25 protein-coding genes are annotated in these 21,736 nt (G+C 71.8%); 14 read left to right on the top strand and 11 right to left on the bottom strand.

What is annotated here, in order from left to right; genetic code table 11:
* Positions 1-18: 18 nt before the first annotated feature.
* Positions 19-1,011 carry a redoxin domain-containing protein gene (locus tag ACZ6R6_RS34400; RefSeq protein WP_470100475.1) on the top strand — a complete coding sequence of 331 codons (993 nt, stop codon included), beginning with the start codon at positions 19-21 and terminating at the stop codon, positions 1,009-1,011.
* A 28-nt stretch (positions 1,012-1,039) separates the two neighbouring features.
* Positions 1,040-1,795 carry an SGNH/GDSL hydrolase family protein gene (locus tag ACZ6R6_RS34405; protein ID WP_470100477.1) on the top strand — a complete coding sequence of 252 codons (756 nt, stop codon included), beginning with the start codon at positions 1,040-1,042 and terminating at the stop codon, positions 1,793-1,795.
* On the opposite strand, the gene ACZ6R6_RS34410 is transcribed toward ACZ6R6_RS34405, so the two are convergent.
* From ACZ6R6_RS34410 to ACZ6R6_RS34430, 5 genes are all read right to left on the bottom strand, one after another.
* Positions 1,796-2,308, bottom strand: coding sequence for a PPOX class F420-dependent oxidoreductase (locus tag ACZ6R6_RS34410; RefSeq protein ID WP_470100479.1), 513 nt, complete (start codon positions 2,306-2,308; stop codon positions 1,796-1,798).
* 82 nt (positions 2,309-2,390) lie between these two features.
* On the bottom strand, positions 2,391-3,863 hold the full coding sequence (locus ACZ6R6_RS34415) for an MFS transporter (RefSeq protein ID WP_470100481.1): 1,473 nt from the start codon (positions 3,861-3,863) through the stop codon (positions 2,391-2,393).
* Between the two features lie 219 nt (positions 3,864-4,082).
* Positions 4,083-4,571, bottom strand: a complete 489-nt coding sequence (locus ACZ6R6_RS34420) for a cupin domain-containing protein (protein WP_470100483.1) — start codon at positions 4,569-4,571, stop codon at positions 4,083-4,085.
* 288 nt (positions 4,572-4,859) lie between these two features.
* A complete protein-coding gene (locus tag ACZ6R6_RS34425) occupies positions 4,860-6,605 on the bottom strand; it encodes a hypothetical protein (protein ID WP_470100485.1) in 1,746 nt (581 codons plus the stop codon).
* Positions 6,606-6,656: 51 nt separating this feature from the next.
* The gene (locus ACZ6R6_RS34430; RefSeq protein ID WP_470100487.1) at positions 6,657-7,373 is read right to left on the bottom strand and encodes an IclR family transcriptional regulator; all 717 of its coding nucleotides are present in this window, start codon (positions 7,371-7,373) and stop codon (positions 6,657-6,659) included.
* Positions 7,374-7,442: 69 nt separating this feature from the next.
* On the opposite strand from ACZ6R6_RS34430, the gene leuC reads away from it, so the two are divergent.
* From leuC to ACZ6R6_RS34450, 4 genes are all read left to right on the top strand, one after another.
* Positions 7,443-8,822, top strand: coding sequence for a 3-isopropylmalate dehydratase large subunit (leuC, locus tag ACZ6R6_RS34435; protein WP_470100489.1), 1,380 nt, complete (start codon positions 7,443-7,445; stop codon positions 8,820-8,822).
* Positions 8,823-8,834: 12 nt separating this feature from the next.
* Positions 8,835-9,422, top strand: a complete 588-nt coding sequence (leuD, locus tag ACZ6R6_RS34440; RefSeq protein WP_306865014.1) for a 3-isopropylmalate dehydratase small subunit — start codon at positions 8,835-8,837, stop codon at positions 9,420-9,422.
* Positions 9,401-9,655, top strand: a complete 255-nt coding sequence (locus ACZ6R6_RS34445; RefSeq protein WP_306865018.1) for an SCO5555 family protein — start codon at positions 9,401-9,403, stop codon at positions 9,653-9,655. Before leuD ends, ACZ6R6_RS34445 begins: the two co-directional genes overlap by 22 nt.
* Before the next feature lie 141 nt (positions 9,656-9,796).
* Positions 9,797-10,096 carry an HU family DNA-binding protein gene (locus ACZ6R6_RS34450; protein ID WP_306865021.1) on the top strand — a complete coding sequence of 100 codons (300 nt, stop codon included), beginning with the start codon at positions 9,797-9,799 and terminating at the stop codon, positions 10,094-10,096.
* Positions 10,097-10,228: 132 nt separating this feature from the next.
* Here the strand turns inward: ACZ6R6_RS34450 and ACZ6R6_RS34455 are convergent, their stop codons facing one another.
* Complete coding sequence (locus tag ACZ6R6_RS34455; protein WP_470100492.1) at positions 10,229-10,453, bottom strand: hypothetical protein; 225 nt, start codon at positions 10,451-10,453, stop codon at positions 10,229-10,231.
* A gap of 47 nt (positions 10,454-10,500) precedes the next feature.
* Positions 10,501-11,274: a TetR/AcrR family transcriptional regulator gene (locus ACZ6R6_RS34460; RefSeq protein ID WP_470100494.1), complete on the bottom strand. Its 774-nt coding sequence runs from the start codon at positions 11,272-11,274 to the stop codon at positions 10,501-10,503.
* Positions 11,275-11,484: 210 nt separating this feature from the next.
* Between ACZ6R6_RS34460 and ACZ6R6_RS34465 the strand changes: the two genes are divergently transcribed.
* The gene (locus ACZ6R6_RS34465; protein WP_470100495.1) at positions 11,485-12,942 is read left to right on the top strand and encodes an MFS transporter; all 1,458 of its coding nucleotides are present in this window, start codon (positions 11,485-11,487) and stop codon (positions 12,940-12,942) included.
* Between the two features lie 9 nt (positions 12,943-12,951).
* Here ACZ6R6_RS34465 and cofC read toward each other — a convergent pair whose 3' ends face one another.
* Positions 12,952-13,635, bottom strand: a complete 684-nt coding sequence (gene cofC / locus ACZ6R6_RS34470) for a 2-phospho-L-lactate guanylyltransferase (RefSeq protein ID WP_470100497.1) — start codon at positions 13,633-13,635, stop codon at positions 12,952-12,954.
* Between the two features lie 67 nt (positions 13,636-13,702).
* Here cofC and ACZ6R6_RS34475 point away from each other — a divergent pair, with 67 nt between their 5' ends.
* The 4 genes from ACZ6R6_RS34475 to ACZ6R6_RS34490 are packed head-to-tail and all read left to right on the top strand — an operon-like array spanning position 13,703 to position 17,827.
* The gene (locus ACZ6R6_RS34475; RefSeq protein ID WP_470100499.1) at positions 13,703-14,416 is read left to right on the top strand and encodes a lysophospholipid acyltransferase family protein; all 714 of its coding nucleotides are present in this window, start codon (positions 13,703-13,705) and stop codon (positions 14,414-14,416) included.
* A 20-nt stretch (positions 14,417-14,436) separates the two neighbouring features.
* A complete protein-coding gene (locus tag ACZ6R6_RS34480) occupies positions 14,437-15,447 on the top strand; it encodes an NAD(P)H-dependent glycerol-3-phosphate dehydrogenase (RefSeq protein ID WP_470100500.1) in 1,011 nt (336 codons plus the stop codon).
* Positions 15,444-16,667 carry a trans-sulfuration enzyme family protein gene (locus tag ACZ6R6_RS34485; RefSeq protein ID WP_470100502.1) on the top strand — a complete coding sequence of 408 codons (1,224 nt, stop codon included), beginning with the start codon at positions 15,444-15,446 and terminating at the stop codon, positions 16,665-16,667. Before ACZ6R6_RS34480 ends, ACZ6R6_RS34485 begins: the two co-directional genes overlap by 4 nt.
* 50 nt (positions 16,668-16,717) lie before the next feature.
* Positions 16,718-17,827 carry a D-alanine--D-alanine ligase family protein gene (locus tag ACZ6R6_RS34490; RefSeq protein WP_470100504.1) on the top strand — a complete coding sequence of 370 codons (1,110 nt, stop codon included), beginning with the start codon at positions 16,718-16,720 and terminating at the stop codon, positions 17,825-17,827.
* Here ACZ6R6_RS34490 and ACZ6R6_RS34495 read toward each other — a convergent pair.
* On the bottom strand, positions 17,819-18,256 hold the full coding sequence (locus ACZ6R6_RS34495) for a DUF3515 domain-containing protein (RefSeq protein WP_470100506.1): 438 nt from the start codon (positions 18,254-18,256) through the stop codon (positions 17,819-17,821). The genes ACZ6R6_RS34490 and ACZ6R6_RS34495 overlap by 9 nt on opposite strands.
* 19 nt (positions 18,257-18,275) lie before the next feature.
* Entirely contained in the window at positions 18,276-18,509 is a 234-nt protein-coding gene (locus tag ACZ6R6_RS34500) for an Lrp/AsnC family transcriptional regulator (protein ID WP_306865049.1), read from the bottom strand.
* 51 nt (positions 18,510-18,560) lie between these two features.
* On the opposite strand from ACZ6R6_RS34500, the gene ACZ6R6_RS34505 reads away from it, so the two are divergent.
* From ACZ6R6_RS34505 to thiD, 3 genes are all read left to right on the top strand, one after another.
* The gene (locus ACZ6R6_RS34505; RefSeq protein ID WP_470100509.1) at positions 18,561-19,517 is read left to right on the top strand and encodes a thiamine-phosphate kinase; all 957 of its coding nucleotides are present in this window, start codon (positions 18,561-18,563) and stop codon (positions 19,515-19,517) included.
* A 226-nt stretch (positions 19,518-19,743) separates the two neighbouring features.
* Complete coding sequence (locus tag ACZ6R6_RS34510; protein ID WP_470100511.1) at positions 19,744-20,637, top strand: hypothetical protein; 894 nt, start codon at positions 19,744-19,746, stop codon at positions 20,635-20,637.
* Positions 20,638-20,660: 23 nt separating this feature from the next.
* Positions 20,661-21,482, top strand: coding sequence for a bifunctional hydroxymethylpyrimidine kinase/phosphomethylpyrimidine kinase (gene thiD, locus ACZ6R6_RS34515; RefSeq protein WP_470100513.1), 822 nt, complete (start codon positions 20,661-20,663; stop codon positions 21,480-21,482).
* Here the strand turns inward: thiD and ACZ6R6_RS34520 are convergent.
* On the bottom strand, positions 21,479-21,703 hold the full coding sequence (locus ACZ6R6_RS34520; protein WP_470100515.1) for a hypothetical protein: 225 nt from the start codon (positions 21,701-21,703) through the stop codon (positions 21,479-21,481). The two genes, thiD and ACZ6R6_RS34520, sit on opposite strands and share 4 nt — an antisense overlap.
* Positions 21,704-21,736 lie beyond the last annotated feature (33 nt).

Below are 21,736 nucleotides of genomic sequence, written 5' to 3' on the forward strand. Positions count from 1 at the left end.
CTGTCCAATAATTGGAGAGTGACGCTATCCAATAGGGGGTTGAAGATGATCACCTTGCTCGCCGACGGGCACGAGGAGAAGATCGACGGACTGGCCGTGCCGCACGGGGTGAAGATCCTCGGCTGGGAGCGCAAGCCGCACGGCTGGTGCCGGGAGGAAGCCTGCATCCCGTCCTTCCGTGCCGCGGCGGCCGAGAGCGGCGACGGTGTGGACCTGGTGAGGTTCGCCGGGCTGCTCGGCAGGCAGGTGGTGGCCGACCTCGACGAGGGCGTGGTGGCGGTCGGCGAGCCGGCCGGGCCCACCCTCGACCGGGCCCCGGACTTCGGCCCGCTGGCCGGCCTGCGCGGCACCAAGGTCGCACTGGTCTTCTGGGCCTCCTGGTGCGGCTGCCGCTACGACCTGCCCGCCTGGGAGGCCCTCCACCGAGAGCTCGGCGGACACGGGTTCAGCGTGGTCAGCGTCTCCCTCGACCGCGACCCGCAGGACGCGCGGGAGTGGCTCGCCGACGTCACCCACCCCGCGGTGATCGACGCGGACGGCCGGATCGCCGAGCTCTACAACGTGATCAACGTGCCGACCGTGGTCTGGATCGACGAGGAGGGCCGGATCGCCCGGCCGCAGGACACCATGACCGCCACCGACACCTTCCGGTCGATGAACGGCCTGTCCTCCGAGCGGGCCACCGCCGCCCTGCGCAGGTGGGTGATCGACGGCGACGCCGGGACGACCGCCCGGGAGCTGCGCGCCCCCACCGACGACGAGCGCCTGGCCCGGCTGCACGCGCGGCTGGCGGCGTGGCTGTTCCGGGGCGGCCGGCCGGCGGCCGCCGAGCGGCATCTCGCCCAGGCCGCCGAGCTGGCCCCGCACGACCTGGCCATCCGCCGCGGCCTGATGCCGCTCAACGGCGTCGACCCGTTCGGCGAGGAGTACTTCAAGCTCCGCCAGGAGCTGGAGGACAGCGGTGTGGCGATCTACCGTCCGCTGCCCGACTGGCACGAGGAAACCCGGTGAACGATCTCCCATGGCACGAGGAAACCCGGTGAACGATCTCCCGGTGCGGCTGGCCGGGCCGATCACCCTCCTCCTCGCCCCGGTGCTGGCCGTCCAGGGCCTGCGGATGCGGCGCGGGACACCCCGGCTGCCCGAGGCGGCGGGGCCGCGCACCGGGACGGTCACGGGAGCGGGCGTGCCGCTCAGGATGGCCGTGCTCGGCGAGTCCACCGCGGCCGGTGTGGGCGCCGAGACCCACGAGGACGGCCTGGCCGGACACCTGGCCCGGGCGGCGGCCGTACGGACCGGCAGGCCCGTGAGCTGGCAGGTGGCGGCCAGGAGCGGGATCAACACCCGGACCGCCACCGCGGAGCTGGTCCCGCTGCTGGAGCCCGCCGACGTGGTGGTGGCCGTGCTCGGGGTCAACGAGCTGCTCGAACTCAACCGGCCGCCCCGCTTCGGGCGCGAGCTGCGCGAGCTGGTCGCGGCCGTGCGCGCGAGGATTCCCGGCGTGCCGATCCTGGTGACGGGGATGCCTCCGGTGGGCCGCTTCCCGGCCCTGCCGCGGCCGCTCAGGACGGTCATGGGGCTGCGCGCCCGGGCCCTGGACCGGGTCATGCGGGAAGTGGTGGGCGGTGTCGCCGGCATGACCCACATGAACGTGGACGTCCCCCCGGAGCCGACCGGGTTCTTCGCCCGGGACGGTTTCCACCCCTCGGCCGCGGGCTACGGGGCCTGGGCCGAGGGGCTGGCCGGCGCCGTGGCCGACGCGGCGGCCGGTGGGAGGTCCGGCGGGAGCGGCTGATCAGCCGGGGATGTCCAGGGCCGTTCCGTACAGGCGGGTCACCCGGATCCTGATCACCACGCGCCGGTCCGCCACCATCTGCTCGAGGAAGGCCGCCTCCTCCGCGGGATCCTCGAAACCGGGCGTCAGGGCCAGCAGCTCCCGCCCCACGGCGTCACCGGGTACGGTCGTCACCTCCGACACCTCCGCCTCACCCTCGGCGACGGCGAAGGACCACAGGTCCGGGCCGTCGACGTGCAGGGCGGCGTGCGGGTCGTGCCGTAGCTGGCGCGTCTTGAGCCGGTCGGCCGTGGTGGAGATCCGCAGCACGCGCTCCTCGGGATCCCAGTGGTAGAGCACGGTGGACAGGTGCGGGTGGCCGGTGCGCCGGACGCTCGCCAGCACCCCGGACCGCTGCTCGCGCAGCAGTCCGGACAGCTCCTCCTGGGTGAGGATCCGGGGCGCGGGCCCGGCGCCCGGCTTCTGCGCCTCTCCGCCCGGTGCGGTCCCGCTCTCGATCGTGCTCTCGTTCATCGGATCAGCCTTCCGCTGGTCGTGGTGTGGGGTCAGTCGTCTGGTGGTGGCGTGGGGCCGGTCGTCGGCCGTGGTGGTGGGGTCAGCCGATCACGGCGTGCGCGGTGACCGGGCTGCCGTTCTCCGGCTCCGCGGCGGGGCTCCGCCCGGGCCGGCCCAGCATGGTGAAGGCGACGACGAAGGCGGCGACGAGGAGCCCGGCACCGGTGGCGAAGGCCAGGTGGTAGCCGCCGGTCAGCGCCACGGCCCGGCTCTCGCCGGCGGCGAGCAGGCCCTCGGTGCGGGAGGCCGCCAGCGTGGACAGCACCGCGACCCCCGCGGCCATGCCGATCTGCTGGGTGGTGTTGAACAGTCCGGAGGCCAGCCCGGCGTCGTCGTCCCCCGCGCCGGACATGCCGAGCGTGGTCAGCGCCGGGAGGGCGAGCCCGAAGCCCGCGGCGAGCAGCATCACCGGGAACAGGTCGGTGAGATAGTCCGCGTGCACGGGGACGCGGGCGAGCAGCCCGAGGACCCCGATCAGGAGCGCGATCCCCGCCAGCAGGACGTTGCGCTCGCCGAAGCGGGCGTTGAGCCGGGCGGAGACGCCCAGCGACACCGCGCCGATGACCGCCGCCGCCGGGAGCATCGCGAGGCCGGTCTCGGCGGCGCCGTACCGGAGCACCCGCTGCAGGTAGAGGGCGAGGAGGATCTGGAAGGAGAACAGCGCGGCGACCATCAGGATCTGGACCAGGTTGGCCCCCGAGACGCTGCGCGAGCGGAAGATCCGCAGCGGCATGAGCGGGTTCCGCGCGGTGGCCTGGCGGATGACGAACGCGGCGAGCAGGACGGCGGCGAGGGCGCCGTACCCGAGCGTGGGCGCCGAGGTCCAGCCGTGCTCCTCGACCTTGGCGACGGTGTAGATGCCCAGCACCAGCCCGGCGGTGACCAGGAGGGCGCCGATGACGTCGGCCCCGGCCCCCAGGCCGAGCCCGCGGTCCGCGGGCAGCACGGGCACGGCGATCACGAGCGCCGCGAGCCCGATCGGCAGGTTGATGAAGAAGATCCAGTGCCAGTTGAGGACGTCGGTGAGGACGCCGCCGAGCACCTGGCCGATCGAGGCGCCGGCGGCGCCGGTGAAACTGAAGACGGCGATCGCCTTGGCGCGCTCCCGGGGCTCGGTGAACAGCGTCACGAGGATGCCCAGGCTGACCGCGGCGGCCATCGCGCTGCCGATCCCCTGCAGGAACCGGGCGGCGATCAGCACGGCGGGGGAGGTGGCCGCCCCGGCCAGGAGCGAGGCCGCGGTGAACACCGCGGTGCCGGCCAGGAACATCTGCTTGCGGCCGATCAGGTCGCCGAGCCGTCCGGCCAGCAGCAGCAGGCTGCCGAACGCGAGCAGATAGGCGTTGACGACCCAGCTGAGGCCGACCGGGGAGAAGCCCAGATCGTTCTGGATGGCCGGCATCGCCACGGTCACGATGCTGCCGTCGAGGACGATCATCAGCATCCCGGTGGCGATCACTCCGAGGGCGAGCCAGCGCGACCGGGGCGCGGAAGGGGCGGAAGCGGCAGACATGAGGGCACTCCTGTCGAATGGGGCAACAGGAGAGACCGTAGCAGATGGTTTTGAAGTAGACGATCCCTTTCGGATCCTCTTTGTCCGCCGCCGGACCCCCGGACCGCCCTGGGGCGACCGGTGGCCGGCGTCCCGGGCCGGGACGGGCCCGGCCACCAGGGCGCGGGTGAACGGCGGCGGATCATCCGGTCAGAGCCAGAAGGTGTCGTGGCGGAACGGTCAGAGCCAGAAGGTGTCGTGACGGAAGTAGAAGGCGGCCAGCTCCTCGTCGCTGGGACGGCCGGAGACGGCGAACTCCGCCAGGCCCTCGAAGTAGCCCTCGCGGGGAGCGCCCGGGGCGAAGTGCAGCAGCATCGACGCGGGCTCGCCCGACTCGTTGCGGAAGGCGTGGACGCCGCCCTCGGGGACGTGGACGAAGTCGCCCGGCTCGGTGTCGATCCAGCGGCTGCCGTCGTAGATCCGGACCGTTCCGGTGAGGATGTAGAACGACTCGGAGATCGACCGGTGGAAGTGCTGGTCGGGCCCGCTCGGCTCCGGTCCCATCTCCCAGCGGTAGAGGCCGAACTGGCCGTTGGTGGAGGCTCCCGTCGCCAGGTAGTGCACCGTGTTGCCGGACCGGTAGGTCAGCTCGGGCGTGTGGGCGGCCGGGCGGTAGGTCGCGTTGATCTCGCCCTTGTCGCCGAAGTAAGTCGGATCTGGATATGTCACGATCTGCCCTCTTGTCTGTCTCGTGTCGGCGCCTCTCCGGCGCCGCGCTGCGGGCCGGTACCCGTGGCCGGACTGGACCGGGCCGGTGACCGGGCCGGGCCGGTGCCCGTGCGGCCGGTGCCCGTGCGACCGGACCGAGCCGGAGCGCGCCCGACGGGCCGGAGCGCGCCGGGCGGGGTGGGCCGGGCGGGTCAGGGCGGCTGGGGGAGGGCGCGGCGGGCTGGTCAGGGGAGGTGGGCCGGGGTGGGCCACACTCCGGTGGCCCACCCCGGCCCACCTCCGGTCACCTCAGTTGTTGGTGGAACGGGCCTTGAACAGGGCCCGCTTGGCGGCCTTGCCCACCTGCTTGTCCGGGTGGGCCTTGCCGATCGCCTCCAGCAGCTCCTCCAGGTGCGGGTGGGGCACCTTCCAGATCACGTCGAGGAGGTTGATCAGTTTCGGCACGTTGCCGATGTCGTCGAGGCTGCTGACGAACTCCGGCCGGCCGAGACCGGCGGAGATGGTCAGCATGTCGAGGATCAGCCAGTGGGTGTCGGCCTGGGTGGGCGGGGGAGCGTCGTCGACGCCGAGCTGGGCCAGGTGGGTGGCCGCGTAGGGGCGCAGGGACGGCTCGTCCAGGGCGTCCTGCCACGCGGGCACGGCGACCTCGCCGAGCGAGCCGACCATGCTGGCCGCCTGGACCCGGACCAGGGCGTCCGCGTCGTCCTCGGCCGCGGCCTCCAGCAGCTCCTTGGCGGCCCGGTCGGGCTCGCGCAGCTCCATCCAGGCGGCGAACTCGGCGTCCGCCTCCTCCTCGGGCAGCTCCGCGCTGAAGGAGAGCAGGTCCAGGGCCGTCATCGCGTCGATGGCGGGCCGGGCGTCCAGCTCGATGTCGGCGTCGTCGGCCAGGTGGACCACGCCCTCCATGCCGAGCGGCGTCAGCCGTACCTGGTCGTGCTCGACCTCGACCATGCCGTAGCCGGCCAGCCAGTCGAGGACGGGGCTGAGCGGGTCGCCGTACTGGGCGATGGCCGCGGCCCAGGCCTCGGCGCCCTGCTCGTCGTATTCGGCGGCGGCCTCGGCCAGCTCGGCGCGGAGCTCGGCCAGCGGCTTGGAGCCGGTCGCCAGGAGCACCCGGACCAGCAGCGCCCGGGTCAGTCCCGACAGGGCGATCGTGGCGTCCTCGTCCTCGAGCTCGGGGTCGCCGTAGTCGATCGAGTGCAGGCCGGCCATCCAGACGTCGAGGGCGTCGTCGTCCTCCTCGAAGGGCCAGTCGGCGGTGTCGGCGTCCGCGCTGACGGTGTCTTCGCCCTCGGGCTGGAGGAAGTCCAGGTCGATGGCGAGGTTCCAGATGTTCCAGAGCGCGGGCACCGAGTCGGCCAGCGACCTGTCGCCCCCCTTGGGCGCGGGCAGCCCCAGGGCGGCCAGGGCCTCGGTGATCTCGGCGTCGGTGAGCAGGCTCGTCTCGCCCACCCGGCGCTCGGACCCGACCCAGACCGCGAGGTCGCGCGCCTTGGCGATCAGCGGTGCGACCCGGGTGGCCGCGGCCAGCTCGGCGTCGGGGCGCAGCCGGATCGTCGGCAGCTCGGCGAGCTCGTCGGCGAACGGCTCGAAGTCGCCCAGCCCCTCGTCCTCCTCCTCGTCCTCCTCGTCTTCCTCCTCCTCGTCCTGCTCGGCGACGAGGTCCTCCATCGCGTCGACGAAGTCGTCCTCAAGGTCGTCGAGCTCGGCGAGCAGGTCCTTGAGCGAGGCGGAGCCCTTGGAGAGCCGGTCGGTCTCCGACAGGAAGGTCAGGTAGGCGCGGACCGCGGACACCATGCCGTCGGCGGCGGCGTCCGGGTCCTCCACGACCTGGGGCATCCGGTCGAGCAGCACCGTGCGCAGATCGGCCCGCTTCCACCGGCCCACGTCGTCGGAGGCGATCAGCCGGTGCCACAGGACCACCGAGCCGACCAGGTTGGCATCGCTGCCGGGTGCGTTCTCGCGCGCCCAGAGGATGAATTCTTGGAGCAGGGGACGCAGTTCAGCGGCGGCTGCCTCGATGCGATCTGTCACCTACCCAGCCTAGGGGGCCGCAAGGGTGCTCGCCTCCCCATATCGCACGGTTCAGTTGGCCCGCCGCATCGTCTCGGTGATCCGCTCGGCGGCGGTGACCACGGGGGCGGCGTGCAGCCTGCCGGGGGTGCGGGTGAGGCGCTCGATCGGGCCGGAGACCGAGACCGCGGCCACCACCTTGCCGCCCACGCCCCGGATCGGCGCCGAGACGCTGGCCACGCCCTGCTCGCGCTCGCCGACGCTGTGCGCCCAGCCCCGGCGCCGGACGCTCGCCAGCGTGGCCGCGGTGAACTTGGCCCCGCGCAGGCCCCGGTGGAGGCGGTCCGGTTCCTCCCAGGCGAGCAGGATCTGCGCGGCCGACCCGGCGAGCATCGGCAGCGCGGCGCCGACCGGCACGGTGTCGCGCAGCCCGCTGGAGCGCTCGGCGGCCGCCACGCACACGCGCTCGTCGCCCTGGCGGCGGTAGAGCTGAGCGCTCTCCCCGGTGAGGTCGCGCAGCTGGACCAGCACCGGCGAGGCGACGGCCAGCAGCCGGTCCTCCCCGGCGGCCGTGGACAGCTCCGACAGGCGAGGGCCCAGCACGAACCGGCCCTGCGTGTCGCGGGAGACGATGCGGTGGTGCTCCAGCGCGACGGCGAGCCGATGGGCGGTGGGGCGTGCCAGACCGGTGGCCTGGACGAGCTGCGCGAGGGACGCCGGACCGGCTTCGAGGGCATTGAGCACGAGCACGGCCTTGTCGAGTACGCCGACTCCGCTAGAGTTGTCCATACACCGATACTGCCGTCTCGACATATGAGAAAGCAAGTGGGGTGCGGAAAGCGATCGCAAGGAGGCGACATGGGCCGCACGCTGGCGGAGAAGGTCTGGGAGCAGCACGTTGTGCGACGTGCCGACGGAGAACCCGATCTGCTCTACATCGACCTTCACCTCATTCACGAGGTGACCAGCCCGCAGGCGTTCGACGGCCTGCGCATGGCGGGCCGTCCCGTCCGCCGTCCGGAGCTGACGATCGCCACCGAGGACCACAACGTCCCGACCCTCCTCGGCCCGATCAAGGACCCGGTGTCGCGCACCCAGGTCGAGACGCTGCGCAAGAACTGCGCGGAGTTCGGCATCCGGCTGCACCCCATGGGCGACGCCGGCCAGGGCGTCGTGCACATCATCGGGCCGCAGTTCGGCCTCACCCAGCCGGGCATGACGATCGTCTGTGGTGATTCTCACACCTCCACCCACGGCGCCTTCGGGGGGATCGCCTTCGGCATCGGCACCTCCGAGGTGGAGCACGTGCTGGCCACCCAGACCCTGCCCGCCTACCGGCCCAAGACGATGGCCATCGAGGTCTCCGGCGAGCTGCCGGTCGGCGTCACGGCCAAGGACCTGATCCTGGCGATCATCGCCAAGATCGGCACCGGCGGCGGCCAGGGATACATCGTCGAATACCGCGGCGAGGCCGTCCGCAAGCTCTCCATGGAGGGCCGGATGACCGTCTGCAACATGTCCATCGAGGCGGGCGCCCGGGCGGGCCTGATCGCTCCGGACGAGACCACGTTCGAATACCTGAAGGGCCGGCCCCACGCGCCGACCGGCGCCGACTGGGACGCCGCGGTCGAATACTGGAAGTCGCTGGCCACCGACGAGGACGCCGTCTTCGACACGGTCGTGGAGATCGACGCCACGGCGCTGACCCCGTTCGTCACCTGGGGCACCAACCCCGGCCAGGGTGCTCCCCTGGGGGCGGCGGTGCCGGCCCCGCAGGACACCGACGACCCGGCCGCGGCCGAGCGCGCGCTGGAATACATGGGCCTGACCGCGGGCACGCCGCTGCGCGAGGTCGCGGTGGACACCGTCTTCGTCGGCTCCTGCACCAACGGGCGCCTGGAGGACCTGCGGGCCGTGGCCGAGGTGCTGCGCGGCCGCCAGGTCGTCACCCGCACGCTGATCGTCCCCGGCTCGATGCTGGTCAAGCTCCAGGCCGAGCAGGAGGGGCTGCACGAGGTGTTCAAGGCCGCGGGCGCCGAGTGGCGCGAGGCGGGCTGCTCGATGTGCCTGGGCATGAACCCCGACACCCTCGCCCCGGGCGAGCGCAGCGCGTCGACGTCCAACCGCAACTTCGAGGGGCGCCAGGGCAAGGGGGGCCGCACCCACCTGGTCTCCCCGCAGGTCGCCGCAGCGACCGCCGTCACCGGCAAACTGACCGCGCCCGCCGACCTGGCCTAGGAGATCTCGATCATGGAAGCTTTCACCACCCACACCGGCCGGGCCGTGCCGCTGCGCCGCAGCAACGTCGACACCGACCAGATCATCCCCGCGGTCTGGCTCAAGCAGGTCAGCCGGACCGGGTTCGAGAAGGGCCTGTTCTCCGCCTGGCGCGAGGACCCGTCCTTCGTCCTGAACGACCCCGCCCACGAGGGCGCCTCGATCCTCGTCTCCGGGCCCGACTTCGGCACCGGCTCCTCGCGCGAGCACGCGGTCTGGGCCCTGCAGCAGTACGGCTTCCGCGCCGTGATCGCGGCCCGTTTCGGCGATATCTTCCGTAATAATTCCACCAAGATGGGCTTGCTGCCCGTTGTCCTGCCGGCCGCCACGGTCGAGGCCCTGCAGGCCGCCGTCGAGGCCGATCCCGCCTTGGAAATCACGGTTGACCTGGGGGAACGCCAGGTCCGCTGGGCCGGGGAGATCGCCGGGTTCGAAATCGACGACTACACCCGCTGGCGTCTGATGGAGGGATTGGACGACATCGGGCTGACCCTGCGTAATGCCGATGACGTCGCGGCATACGAGAATAGGCGGCAGCCATGGCTGCCGACGACCGTCTGACGCGTTCAGAGAACGAGCTGGCGTGGCGGCTGCGCGATGCGCACCGCCGCGTCCGCGTGCTGCCCGTTCCCCTTGATCAGAGGGAGCGCCTGAGCAGACGCCTGCTCTCCATCTGTGACGTCGCCAAACGTGATCTCAGCCATGCAGCGGGGCGTCTTGATTTATTCCTTCTAGACCTTGATGCTCTGGTTTCAGATACGCCGAGTGCTGGAAACATTGCGGAAGGTGATTGAGTCGCGCGGCTCCGTCCCCTAATTTCAAGCGGGCAAGGGGTTTCTCGTTCAGTTGGGACCCCGTGCCGTGACAAATCGGGTGAGACGGGTTTTCTGCCTCATGACCCACTCCCAGACATCGGTAACAGGGGGAGCAACTTTATGAACAAGAAGGAACTCGTCGACGCGATCGCGGATCGGGTGGGCGACAAGAAGACAGCCACCGAGGCCGTCAACGCGGTGCTCGACGCCATTCAGAAGGCCGTCGCCGGCGGGGACAAGGTCTCCATCACCGGCTTCGGCGCCTTCGAGATGGTGCACAAGCCGGCTCGCACGGCCCGTAACCCTTCGACCGGCGCCGAGATCAAGGTCGCCGAGAGCTGGGGTCCGAAGTTCCGTCCCGGCTCGGACTTCAAGGAGCTCGTCAACGTGGAGGGAAAGAAGGCCGCGAAGAAAAAGTAGGGCCTCACGCGGACGGCCCGGATCCCCGCCGAGGGGATCCGGGCGTCCGGCTGTCCGGGACGGGGGGCCGGCCGCCGCCGGGTGACGAGGGGCGCCCGGTGCGGCGGGGACGGGCGCGGGGGCGCCCGGCCGTCAGGGGCGGGGGTCCGCGCTCGGGCCCGGCAGGGGGAAGGTCGAGAGCGTGACGTAGGTGACCTGACCGCCGTCCACGATGATGTTCACCCGCTGTCCTGGGCGGAGCAGTCGCAGCGGCCCGGCGTCGAAGGCCGCCGCGCCGAAGGGGATCTCGGTCCCGTCGTCCAGGAACACCGACCCCGACCGGGTCGTCGCGTCAAAGGTCCGCACCGTCGCCTGCACGCGATCAGCGTAGCTCTTCCAGCGCGGCGCGCTCACCGTGGCCGGCGTCACTCTCGCCCGTCCACCGGTCCCGGCCCGCCGGGGGATCCTGAGTCTCCGGCCTGTCGGGCCTCCTCGGCGATGGCGGCCAGCCCGCGGACGATGATCTCCATGCCCAGCTCGAACCGGTCGTCGTTGGACTTGTCCATCAGGAAGTCCGAGAGGGCGACCAGGTTGGGGAACCGGTCGGCCGGCAGGTCCTTGAAATACTGGTTCATGGTGGTCTGGAGGTCTGTCCAGGTGCCCTCCTCCGCCTCACGGCGGCGGTCCTCCCACATGTTCTCCTCGTAGGCGAAGCCGTCGATGAAGGTGGAGATCACGTCGCCGGCGGCTCCGGCCACCCGGTCGGGGAGCCCCGCCGCGCGGAAGACGCCCAGGAGGCGGTCCACCTGCGGCAGCACCTCGGGATTGAACGGCACGTTTCTCATGGAGATCCGGGCCAGGTCGCGATGCTCCCGTAGCCTGGCCCGGCTGCTCCTGGCGAAGTCCATGATCTGCTCACGCCAGCGGGCGGGGTCGGCGTCGGGCAGGGTCCAGTCGCGGAACATCCGGACGTACATCAGCTCGAACAGCTCGTCCTTGCTGCTCACGTGGGCGTAGAGAGCCGAGACCGCGACACCGAGCTCGGCCGCGACCTGGCGCATGCTCAGCTTGTCGTAGCCCTCGCGGTCGAGCACCGCGTAGGCGGCGTCGACGATCCGGTCGCGGGTGAGCGGGATCCGGACCGGTGGCGTCCTGCGACGGGACCGCTCCCAGGGCAGCGCGGGCAACTCGTCACTCATGGCGTCAGTGTAACGCTCAAGTGAACAACGCTCACCAGGTCGAACGGCGCTCACCTTCACGATATATCTTGATCTGTGGTCACATGAGATATATCTTCAGAACACCGCGCGTTCCGGAGAACAGTGCTCATGATAAGAACGTTGCTCAGTTACAGTGAACACTGTTCATCGGTGGTGGACATCCCCCCGCAGACATATGAGGAGCCCCAATTGGCCACAGACATGACGACCCCGGTCATAGCGGCCGTCGAGCCACCCGCCTACCGATGGCGCTGGACCGCCCTGTTCGTGATCCTCGCCGCCGAGGTGATGGACCTCCTGGACGCCATGGTCACCAACATCGCCGCGCCCACGATCCAGGCCGAGATCGGCGGCACCGCCGCCATGATCCAGTGGCTCGGCGCCGCCTACACCCTGTCCATGGCCGTGGGCCTGATCACCGGTGGCCGGCTGGGTGACATCTTCGGCCGTAAGCGGATGTTCCTCATCGGCGCGGCCGGGTTCACCCTGGGCTCCCTGCTGTGCGCCCTCGCCCAGTCGCCCGAACTGCTCGTCGGCGCGCGGGTCGTGCAGGGCCTGTTCGGCGCGGTCATGCTGCCGCAGGGGCTGGGCCTGATCAAGGAGATGTTCCCGCCGAAGGAGGTGGGTGCGGCCTTCGGCATGTTCGGGCCGGTCATGGGCCTGTCCTCGGTGGGCGGGCCGATCCTGGCCGGATGGCTGATCGACGCCGACTTCTTCGGCACCGGCTGGCGCATGATCTTCCTGATCAACCTGCCGCTCGGCCTGGCCGCCCTCGCCGCCGGGCTGCGCTTCCTGCCCGAGTCACGCTCCCCGCACCCGCTCAGGCTCGACGTCCCCGGTGTGATCCTGGCCTCGGCCGCCGGCCTGCTCCTGGTCTTCCCGCTCGTCCAGGGCCGGGAGGAGGGCTGGCCCGCCTGGTCCTTCGTCATGATCGGCGCCTCGGTCGTGGTCTTCGCGGTCTTCGGCTGGTTCGAGTCCCGCAGGAGCCGGATGGGCGGCGACCCGCTGGTCGTGCCCAGCCTCTTCCGCAAGCGGGCCTTCACCGGCGGCCTGCTGACCGGCCTGGTCTTCTTCTCCGCCATGTCGGGCTTCACGCTGGTGTTCAACCTCTACACGCAGATCGGCCTCGGATACTCCACGCTCAAGGCCGCTCTCGTGATGATCCCCTGGTCGCTGGCCATGGTCGCCGGCTTCGGGCTGGCCCAGGCGGTGTCGAGGTTCGGCCGCAAGGTCCTGCAGGGCGGCGTCCTCATCATGGCGCTCGGCACACTCGGCGTCCTGCTGACGATCACCCTGGCTGGGGCGACGGTGACCGCCTGGCAGTTCGTCCCCGCCCTGGCGGTGACCGGCATCGGCATGGGCCTGCTGATGGCGCCCTTCTTCGACATCGTGCTGGCCGGGGTCGAGCAGCACGAGACCGGCTCGGCCTCCGGCACGATGACCGCCGTCCAGCAGCTCGGCGGCGCCTTCGGCGTCGCGCTGCTCGGCACGGTCTTCTTCGACCTGGTGGCCGGGGGGCCGCACCCCGACATCGCCGGTGCGATGCGGGTGGTGCTGTGGGTGGTGGCCGGCATGCTCCTGCTGACCTTCCTCACCGCCTTCCTGCTGCCGAGGAAGGCCCGCGAGGAGGCGCACGCGGGGCACTGACCACCGCTGTCACACGGAGGGAGCCCCCCCGGCGGGGGGCTCCCTCCTGATCTTCTCCGCCATCGCCAGGGTGCGGGGGCCCACGCCGAGAGCCAGGGCCGCCCGTAGATCGTCGGGGGTGTCCACGTCCCGGCGGACCGAGTCGATCCCCTCCAGGCAGACCTCCTTCGCGCCGCGCCGCAGGTGACGGTCGCGCGACTCGCCGCCGAACCCCGGCGTGAACGGCACACCGGGCCGCACCCCGTAGAAGGTCGTGCCGACGTCGGCGGCGTCGGGCAGGAACGCCTGGTCGAACTCCGCCGCGGCGGCCAGCACGAGTGCCAGCTCCGCCGGGCGGAGCGCGGGGAGATCGGCCTGGAGCGCGCCGACGGCACCGCCGGGCGCCAGCCGTACCGCCTCCTGGGCGCCGTGCCGCAGCGCCGCGTTCAGCCCCGCCTCGGGGTCGCCGACCACATGGGCCCCCACCCCGCCGAGAGCCTGGGCCGCCACCGGGTCGCCCGTGACCACCACGATCCGCGTGACGATCGGGCAGCTCAGCGCCGCTTCGACGGTGTCGCACGCGATCGCCACGGCCAGCGCGGCCCGGTACGGGCCGGCCGCCTCCGACAGCCGGGTCTTGGCGGCGACCAGTGTCTTGACAGGGACGACCAAGGTCCAGCCGGAACTCTCCGAAGCAGGCATAGCCTTAAGCATCCCGCCTCGACATCCCGCAGAGCCAACCGGGACACTTAGGGCGCATCCCGCTTACATGGAGGAGCTCATGAGACGCCCTGGATGGCCTTCCCGGTTCTGGGTCGCCGTGGCAGTCGCGATCGTCAAGCCGATCGCGTGGCTCCTGGTCAAGAAGGACTGGCGCCGGGCCGACCGCCTGCCCAAGGAAGGCGGGATCATCCTGGCGACCAACCACCTCTCCTGGGTGGACCCCGTCCTGCTGTCCCACTACCTCTACGACAACGGGCGCTGGCCGACGATCCTGGCCAAGTCGGGGCTGTTCTCGGTGCCGTTGCTCGGGCACATGGTGAGATCGCTGATGGCCATCCCGGTCTACCGGGGGAGCGCCGAGGCGATCCGCTCGCTGAAGGAGTCCGAGCGGAGGCTCGCCGACGGGGCGTGCGTGCTGTTCTACCCCGAGGGCACCTGCACCCGCGACCCCCGTTTCTGGCCCATGGAGGGCAAGACCGGAGCGGCCCGGCTCGCCCTGTCCAGCGGCGCGCCGGTCATCCCGGTGGCCCACTGGGGCGCGCAGGAGATCCTCCCCTACGGGAGCAAGAAGCCCGACCTCTTCCCGCGCAAGACCTTCCGCGTGCTGACCGGCCCGCCGGTCGACCTGTCGAAGTACGAGGGACAGCCGCTCCACGCCGACGTCCTGCGCGAGGCGACCGCCGACATCATGGCGGCCATCACGGACCTGCTCGCTGAGTTACGCGAGGAGAAGGCGCCAGAGGCGCCGTTCAAGAGACCTTCCGACAACTGACTTCGGCGTACGGTGATGAAATGACCAAGGCGGCTGTATTCGGTACGGGATCGTGGGGCACCACCTTCGCGATGATCATGGCTGGGGCGGGCACCGAGACGATCCTGTGGGGGCGGCGCCCGGAGGTCGTCGAGGCGATCGACCGCCGTCACGAGAATCCCGACTACCTGCCTGGCGCGACGCTGCCCGAGACCCTGCGGGCCACGACCGATCCCGCCGAGGCGCTCGACGGCGCCGACTTCGTGGTGCTCGCGGTCCCCTCCCAGACACTGCGGACCAACCTGATGGGCTGGAAGCCGGACCTGCCACCCGACGCCGTGCTCGTCAGCCTGATGAAGGGCATCGAGCTCGGCACCACCAAGCGGATGAGCGAGGTGATCTGCGAGGTCGCCGAGGTGCCCCAGGAGCGGGTCGCGGTGGTGTCGGGGCCCAACCTGGTCGGAGAGATCATCCGGGGCCAGCCGGCCGCGACCGTGGTCGCCTGCACCGACGAGCGGGCCATGGAACGGCTCCAGGAGGTCTGCCACCTGCCACCGTGGTTCCGCCCCTACACCAACCCCGACGTGGTGGGGGTGGAGCTCGGCGGGGCGGTCAAGAACGTGATCGCCCTGGCGGTCGGCGTCGCCGCCGGGATGGGCCTCGGAGACAACGTCGGGGCGATGCTGATGACGCGCGGGCTGGCCGAGATCTCCCGGCTGGGCGCGGCGCTCGGCGCCGATCCGCACACCTTCGCCGGGCTCGCCGGGATGGGCGACCTCATCGCGACCTGCACCTCCCCGTTGTCCCGCAACCGCACCTTCGGCAAGAATCTCGGGCAGGGCATGACCCTGGCCGAGGTCGTCGCCGCGACGAAGCAGACCGCCGAGGGGGTCAAGTCCTGCGAGTCGGTCCTGGAGCTGGCCAGAAAGCACGATGTGGAGATGCCGATCACCGAGGTGGTGGTGGCCGTCGTCCATGACGGGCTGCCCCCCAGTGAGGCCGCGATGCTGCTGATGTCCCGCACCCCCAAGCCGGAACGGTACGGCGTGTGAACCGACGCGCGCGCAGACGGCAGGGCGAGAACACCCGGTCGGCGCACCTGCCCGCCCCGCCGGCGCCGCGGCGGACCCCCCTCGGCCCCCCGGTGTGGCGCAGCTCCGCGTGGAGCTTCGCCGACTCCGCCCAGCTCGCCGAGGCGTTCGAGGGCAGGGGCTCCGGCTCCGCCCACGGCTGGATCGACAACCCCACCACCACCGCCTTCGCCGCGGCGGTGGCCGCGCTGGAGGGCGCCGCGGCGCCCGAGGACGTCGCCGGGCAGGCGTTCGCGTCGGGGATGGCCGCGGTCAACGCGGTCCTGATGACCTTCCTGCGCGCGGGCACGCACATCGTCGCCCCGGCCCCGCTCTACGGCGGGACCCACTCGCTGATCACCAATGTGCTGTCCCGGTTCGGGGTCGACGCCGCCTTCGTGGACTACGGCGACCCGGCCCGGGTGCAGGCGGCGATCCAGCCCCACACGAAGATCATCTACGCGGAGACGCTGTCCGACCCCACGACGGCCGTCGCCGACATCCGCGGCCTCTACCGGATCGCCCGCAGGGCCGGCGCGCTGCTGGTGGTCGACTCCACCTTCGCCACCCCCGTCGTCTGCCGCCCCCTGGAGCACGGCGCCGATCTGGTGATCCACTCCGCGGCCCGCTACCTCGGCGGCCACGACGACTGCACCGGCGGCGTCGCGGTCGGCCGTCCCGACCTGATCGCCCGGCTCCGGGAGGTCTGCGCCGACATCGGGGGGACGCTCTCGCCCGACGACGCCTTCCTGCTCCGCCGGGGGCTGGAGACCCTGCCGCTGCGGGTGCGCCGGATGTGCGCCACCGCGATGGTGTTCGCCGCGGCGGTGGCCAAGCACCCCGCCGTCCGCCGGGTCGACTACCCGGGCCTGCCCGGGCACCCGGGTCACCAGCTCGCCAGGCACCTGTTCGACTCCGGGCCCGAGGGCACCAGATACGGCGCCTGCGTGACGGTCACCCCGCGCGGCGGCCACGGTGCGGGCACGGCGCTGATCGACGCCCTCAGACTCGCCTCGATCTCCACCTCCGCCGGCGGCACCCGGACCAAGGCCGCGCACCTGGCCTCGACCGGCCGGCCGGCCGGCGGGGCCTCCGGGGTCGACGCGGCGGCCGTCCGCTTCTCCATCGGCCTGGAGGACGCCGAAGACCTGATCATGGACGTGACCCAGGCGCTGGACTCCCTCCCCGAATCGGCGGGATAGGCGCGTCTGACAGGCGGATTGACCTCTCAGAGGGGGTAGATTCGGTCATCATGAGCGAGCAGCACGAAACCCGGCCGAGGGTCGCAATCGTCTTCGGTGGCCGTAACTCCGAGCACGCCGTCTCCATCCTCGGAGCCGGTAGCGTGCTGGAGGCCATCGATCGGTCTAAGTACGAGGTGGTCCCCATCGGAATCGCCCAGGACGGCCGGTGGGTGCTCGTCCCGGACGACCAGCGCTACGCGATCGAGGGCGACGAGCTGCCGTCCGTCGACGCCGGGGGGACGGGCCTGGCGCTGCCGCCCGGCGGCGGCACGCTGGTGGCCACCGAGCCCGGCAGCATCCCGGTCGAGCTCGGCCGGGTGGACGTCGTCTTCCCGGTGATGCACGGGCCGTTCGCCGAGGACGGCACCATCCAGGGCCTGCTGGAGATGGCCGGGGTCCGCTATGTCGGCTCCGGGGTGCTGGCCAGCGCGGTCGGCATGGACAAGGCGTACATGAAGATGGTGCTCGCCGCCTCGGGCCTGCCCGTCGGCCCCCACGTCGTGATCCGCGACCGTGACTGGCGCACCGACCGGGACCGGGTCCTCAAGGAGGTCCAGGAGCTCGGCTGGCCGGTCTTCGTCAAGCCCGCCCGGGCCGGGTCGAGCCAGGGCATCTCCAAGGCGCACGACCTGGCGGAGCTGGAGTCGGCCGTCGAGTTCGCCCGCGAGCACGACCCCAAGGTGCTGGTCGAGGCCGCGATCGTGGGCCGCGAGATCGAGTGCGCGGTGCTGGAGTCCCTGGGCGACGACGCCCCGCGGGCCAGCGTGCCCGGTGAGGTGCTGGTCCGCGGCGACCACGAGTTCTTCGACTTCGAGGCCAAATACATCGGTGACGACATGTCCCTGGCGGTGCCCGCGGACATCCCCGCCGACGTGGCCGAGAACCTGCGGGCGATGGCCGTACGCGCGTTCGAGGCGCTGGGCTGCGAGGGCCTGTCGCGGGTCGACTTCTTCTACACCACCGACGGCCGGCTGGTCCTCAACGAGATCAACACGATGCCGGGCTTCACCGCGATGTCGGTCGCGCCGCAGCTGTGGGCCGCCACCGGCCTGTCCTACGCCGACCTGGTCGACCGGCTGATCCGGCTCGCGCTGCGCCGGTCGCCGGGCCTACGGTAGCGCCGCCTTGATGGGGGCCGCGAGGTCGACGAGGACGTTCTCCGGGACATGCTGCCGGGAGATCGTCACCTCCACGTAGACCTCGCGGCCGACCGAGGTGAACAGCAACGGCCTGGCGGGGTCGGAGAACCACGCCACCCCGTCGATCTCGGGCACCTGCTCGGTGGCCGTCATCGTCGCCGGCCGCGGCACCCCGCAGCGCAGCGCGATCCCGGCCTCCCCCCAGACCACGACGTACGGCGACGCCGGGGTGGTCTCCACCCGGGCGGCGCCGTCGAGCTCCTGCGGCAGCCGTTCGCCGAGTTTCCTGCACGCGGCGGCGGCCGGACCCTCCGGGGTGGGGGGATCCACCCGGACCGTACTACTGCATCCCGCCAGGATCAGCAGGGCGCAGGCGTACCCCGTCCAACGAGCGAACCGGAGTGACATCACGCATGTTCCTGAAAGGTCAAATGTGGACGATTGGACACGTAAGAGTACGTGTAATCCCCTCGACCGCCTGAATCTGAGCCACCACGAGCTTGCCTAGCTCATCCACGTTCCGCGCCTCGGCGCGGACGATCACGTCGTAGGGGCCGGTGACGTCCTCGGCCTGGGTGACGCCGGAGATCCCGGAGATCTCCCCGGCCACGTTCGCCGCCTTGCCGACCTCGGTCTGGATAAGGATGTAGGCCTGCACCATAACGTCCTCCCGGGCGATTGGATCAGTGCCGAAGGGCCACCGTACCCTGTGATGAACGGGAGGTGCGTCATCACAGTCGGAGATCTCGGCGAATTCGGAGTTGTTGCACGTATTACTGGGCGTTTGCCCCAGGGAAGAGCCGTACTGCTCGGTCCCGGAGACGATGCCGCGATGGTGAGTGCTCCAGACGGCCGGGTCGTCGTGACGACAGACTTATTGATCGAGGGTAGGCACTTCCGTCGCGATTGGTCCAGTGGGTACGACATCGGTCGAAAAGCCGCAGCGCAGAATCTGTCCGACGTCGTGGCGATGGGCGCCGACCCCACCGGCATCGTGGTCGGTCTCGGCCTGCCCGCGGAGGCGGCCACGGAGTGGCTGGACGACCTCACCGACGGCTTCCGCGACGAGTGCGACCTCGTCGGCGCCAGCGTGGTGGGCGGCGACATCACCCGCTGCGATCTGGTGGTGATCGGCGTCACCGCCCTGGGCGACCTGGGCGGGCGCGCACCGGTCACGCGTTCGGGAGCGCGTCCGGGCGACGCGGTGGCGGTGGCCGGGCGGCTCGGGTACGCCGCCGCCGGGCTCGCGCTGCTCGACGGCGGCCTGAGCGAGCCGGCGGAGCTGATCGACGCCCACCGCCGCCCCCGGCCGCCCTACGCCCGCGGCCCGGAGGCGGCCGCGCTCGGCGCGACCTCGATGCTCGACGTCAGCGATGGCCTGTTCCAGGACCTGGGGCACCTCGCCAGGGCGGCCGGGGTCGGCATCGTGCTGGCCCCCGAGAACTTCGCCGTCCCCGCGCCGCTGGAGGAGGCCGCCCGGCTGCTCGGCGCCGATCCGCTGGAGTGGGTGCTCACCGGCGGGGAGGACCACGCCCTCGCCGCGACCTTCCCCGAGGACGTACGGCTCCCGCCCGGATGGGCCGTGGTCGGCCGGGTGACCGAGGGCGAGGGCGTACAGGTCAGGGGCCGCAAGCTGGAGCACGGCGGCTGGGATCACTTCCGGAAGTGACGTTTCCCACTCATGTGACATCAGTTAAATTTGCGACAAACGGTTATTAAACTGGTATGAAGATGGGCGGTCGAGATTCCCGAGAGAAAGGGGCAACATGGGCCGCCACGGTGGACATGACCAGCAAGCCCCCCGCAACCGGGGGAGACGCGAGCCGGAGCCCACCCCGGAGCCTGACTATCGCGACGAGCCGATCGGGCGCCGGCTCCGTCCCGAGGAGTCGGCGGTGACCGAGCCCCGGGCCGGGTTCCTGGGATCGGGGTGGTCGGCCACGTCGGAGCTGTCCGACCCGGTCTGGCCCGAGGAGAAGCGCCGCTCCGGCGGGCGGGTCAGAACACTGGTGCTGGCCGTCGCGGCGGTGGCCGTGGTGCTCGGCGGGACCGTGGCCGGAGTCCAGATGCTGGGCAGCCCCGCCGGATCCACCGCCGACTGCCCGCCCAGCGGCTGCCAGGCGGAGACGCCGGACCAGTCGGAGCCGTACCCGACCGACCTGGCCGACACCGCCGGCCAGAGCGGGGAGCCCACACCGAGCCAGGAGCCCGAGACGGCGAAGGAGGGCGAGACCGACCCCGCCCCCACACCGGCGGCCACCCGCAGGCGGACCGGCCGCACCTCGACCGCGGACCCCACTCCGACGCCGACGGCCACCCGTGCCCCCCGGCGCACCGAACGGCCGGAACCCCGGCCCAGCCGGACCGACCAGTCCCTCGTCACCGACACCCGGACGCAGGACCCGGTGCACAGCCCGGCCGCCACCCAGCCCCCGGACCCCCAGCCCTCCGTCCCGGACGACCCCGGCACGCCGAACCCCCCGGCGGCCGGCGGCGCGGCGATCACAGTCGACTTCGGCGTCGTCACGGAGAAGGAGGAGGTCTACACCGCCGAGCTCGTGGTCACCGCCGGAGAGCGGCTCACCGACCTGACGTTGAGCCTGCCGGTCGGCGGCGAGGTCACCTCGGTGAGCGGGGCCGGCTGGGAGCAGAACGGCGACACCCTGGTCATCAGGCCGGCCGCGTCACTGGAGGCCGGCGAGAACCTGGTCCTCACCTTCACCGCGCAGGGCCGGGCACAGGCCCCGCGGAGCTGCCAGAGCACCCGGGGAGAGTGCTCGGTCGTCTGAGCCGGAGCTGGTTGGATGGGTACATGACCGATCCGACCCCTCCTCGTGTGCTGACCGTCGCCGGTTCCGACTCCGGCGGCGGCGCCGGGATCCAGGCCGACCTGAAGACCATGCTCGCCCTGGGCGTGCACGGCATGAGCGTCATCGCCGCGGTGACCGCACAGAACTCGCTGGGCGTCCAGGGATACTGGGAGCTCCCGCCGGAGGCGGTGCGCGCCCAGCTCGACTCGGTGCTCGGCGACATCGGCGTCCAGGCGGTCAAGACCGGGATGCTGGCCTCGCCCGCGCTGGTGGAGGTGGTCGCCGAGGTGCTGGCCGGGGTCGAGGCGCCGGTCGTGGTGGACCCGGTGGGGGTCTCCAAGCACGGTGACACGCTGCTCGCCCCCGAGGCCGTCGACACGGTGAAGTCGCGCCTGTTGCGGACGGCCACCGTGGTCACCCCCAACCTCTGGGAGGTGGCCCAGCTCACCGGGGTGAAGGTCGAAGACGAAACCGACCTGGGCCGGGCCGCCGAGGCGGTCCTGGAACTGGGCCCCACCTGGGCGCTGATCAAGGGGGGCCACCTGCCCGGCGCCCCGGTGGACCTGCTGACCGACGGCACCCGCGAGTTCCGCTTCACCGCCGAGCGCCACGACAACCGCCACACCCACGGCACCGGCTGCACCCTGGCCTCGGCGATCGCCTCCTACCTGGCGCGCGGCGAGGACGTCCCGGCCGCCGTGGAGCGGGCCAAGACATACGTCACGGGCGCGATCGCCCACGGGTTCGCGCTGGGGGAGGGCATCGGCCCGGTGGACCACGCCTGGCAGTGGCGCCGGGAGGCGGCCCCACGGGACACGCCCTAGAGAATCCTGGTGATCGGGTCGGTGCCCAGGCACCGGAGCAGGCCGGCCGTCCGGGCGGCCTGCTCGGCCTCAGCGCCGGGCCGGTGACCCGGCTCCACGGCGTCGGCCAGGACCGCAGGCTCGTGCGGCGGCGGGAACTCGCCCGCCGTGCGCAGCCGGAGCCGGATCTCGGGACCGGACTGCTCCTGGGCGTACAGGTGGGGGATCCGGCGGCCGGCCATCCGGGGCGGCGATCCCGTCGGTCTTCGGGGAGT

The organism is Streptosporangium sp. NPDC048886, from assembly GCF_055586905.1.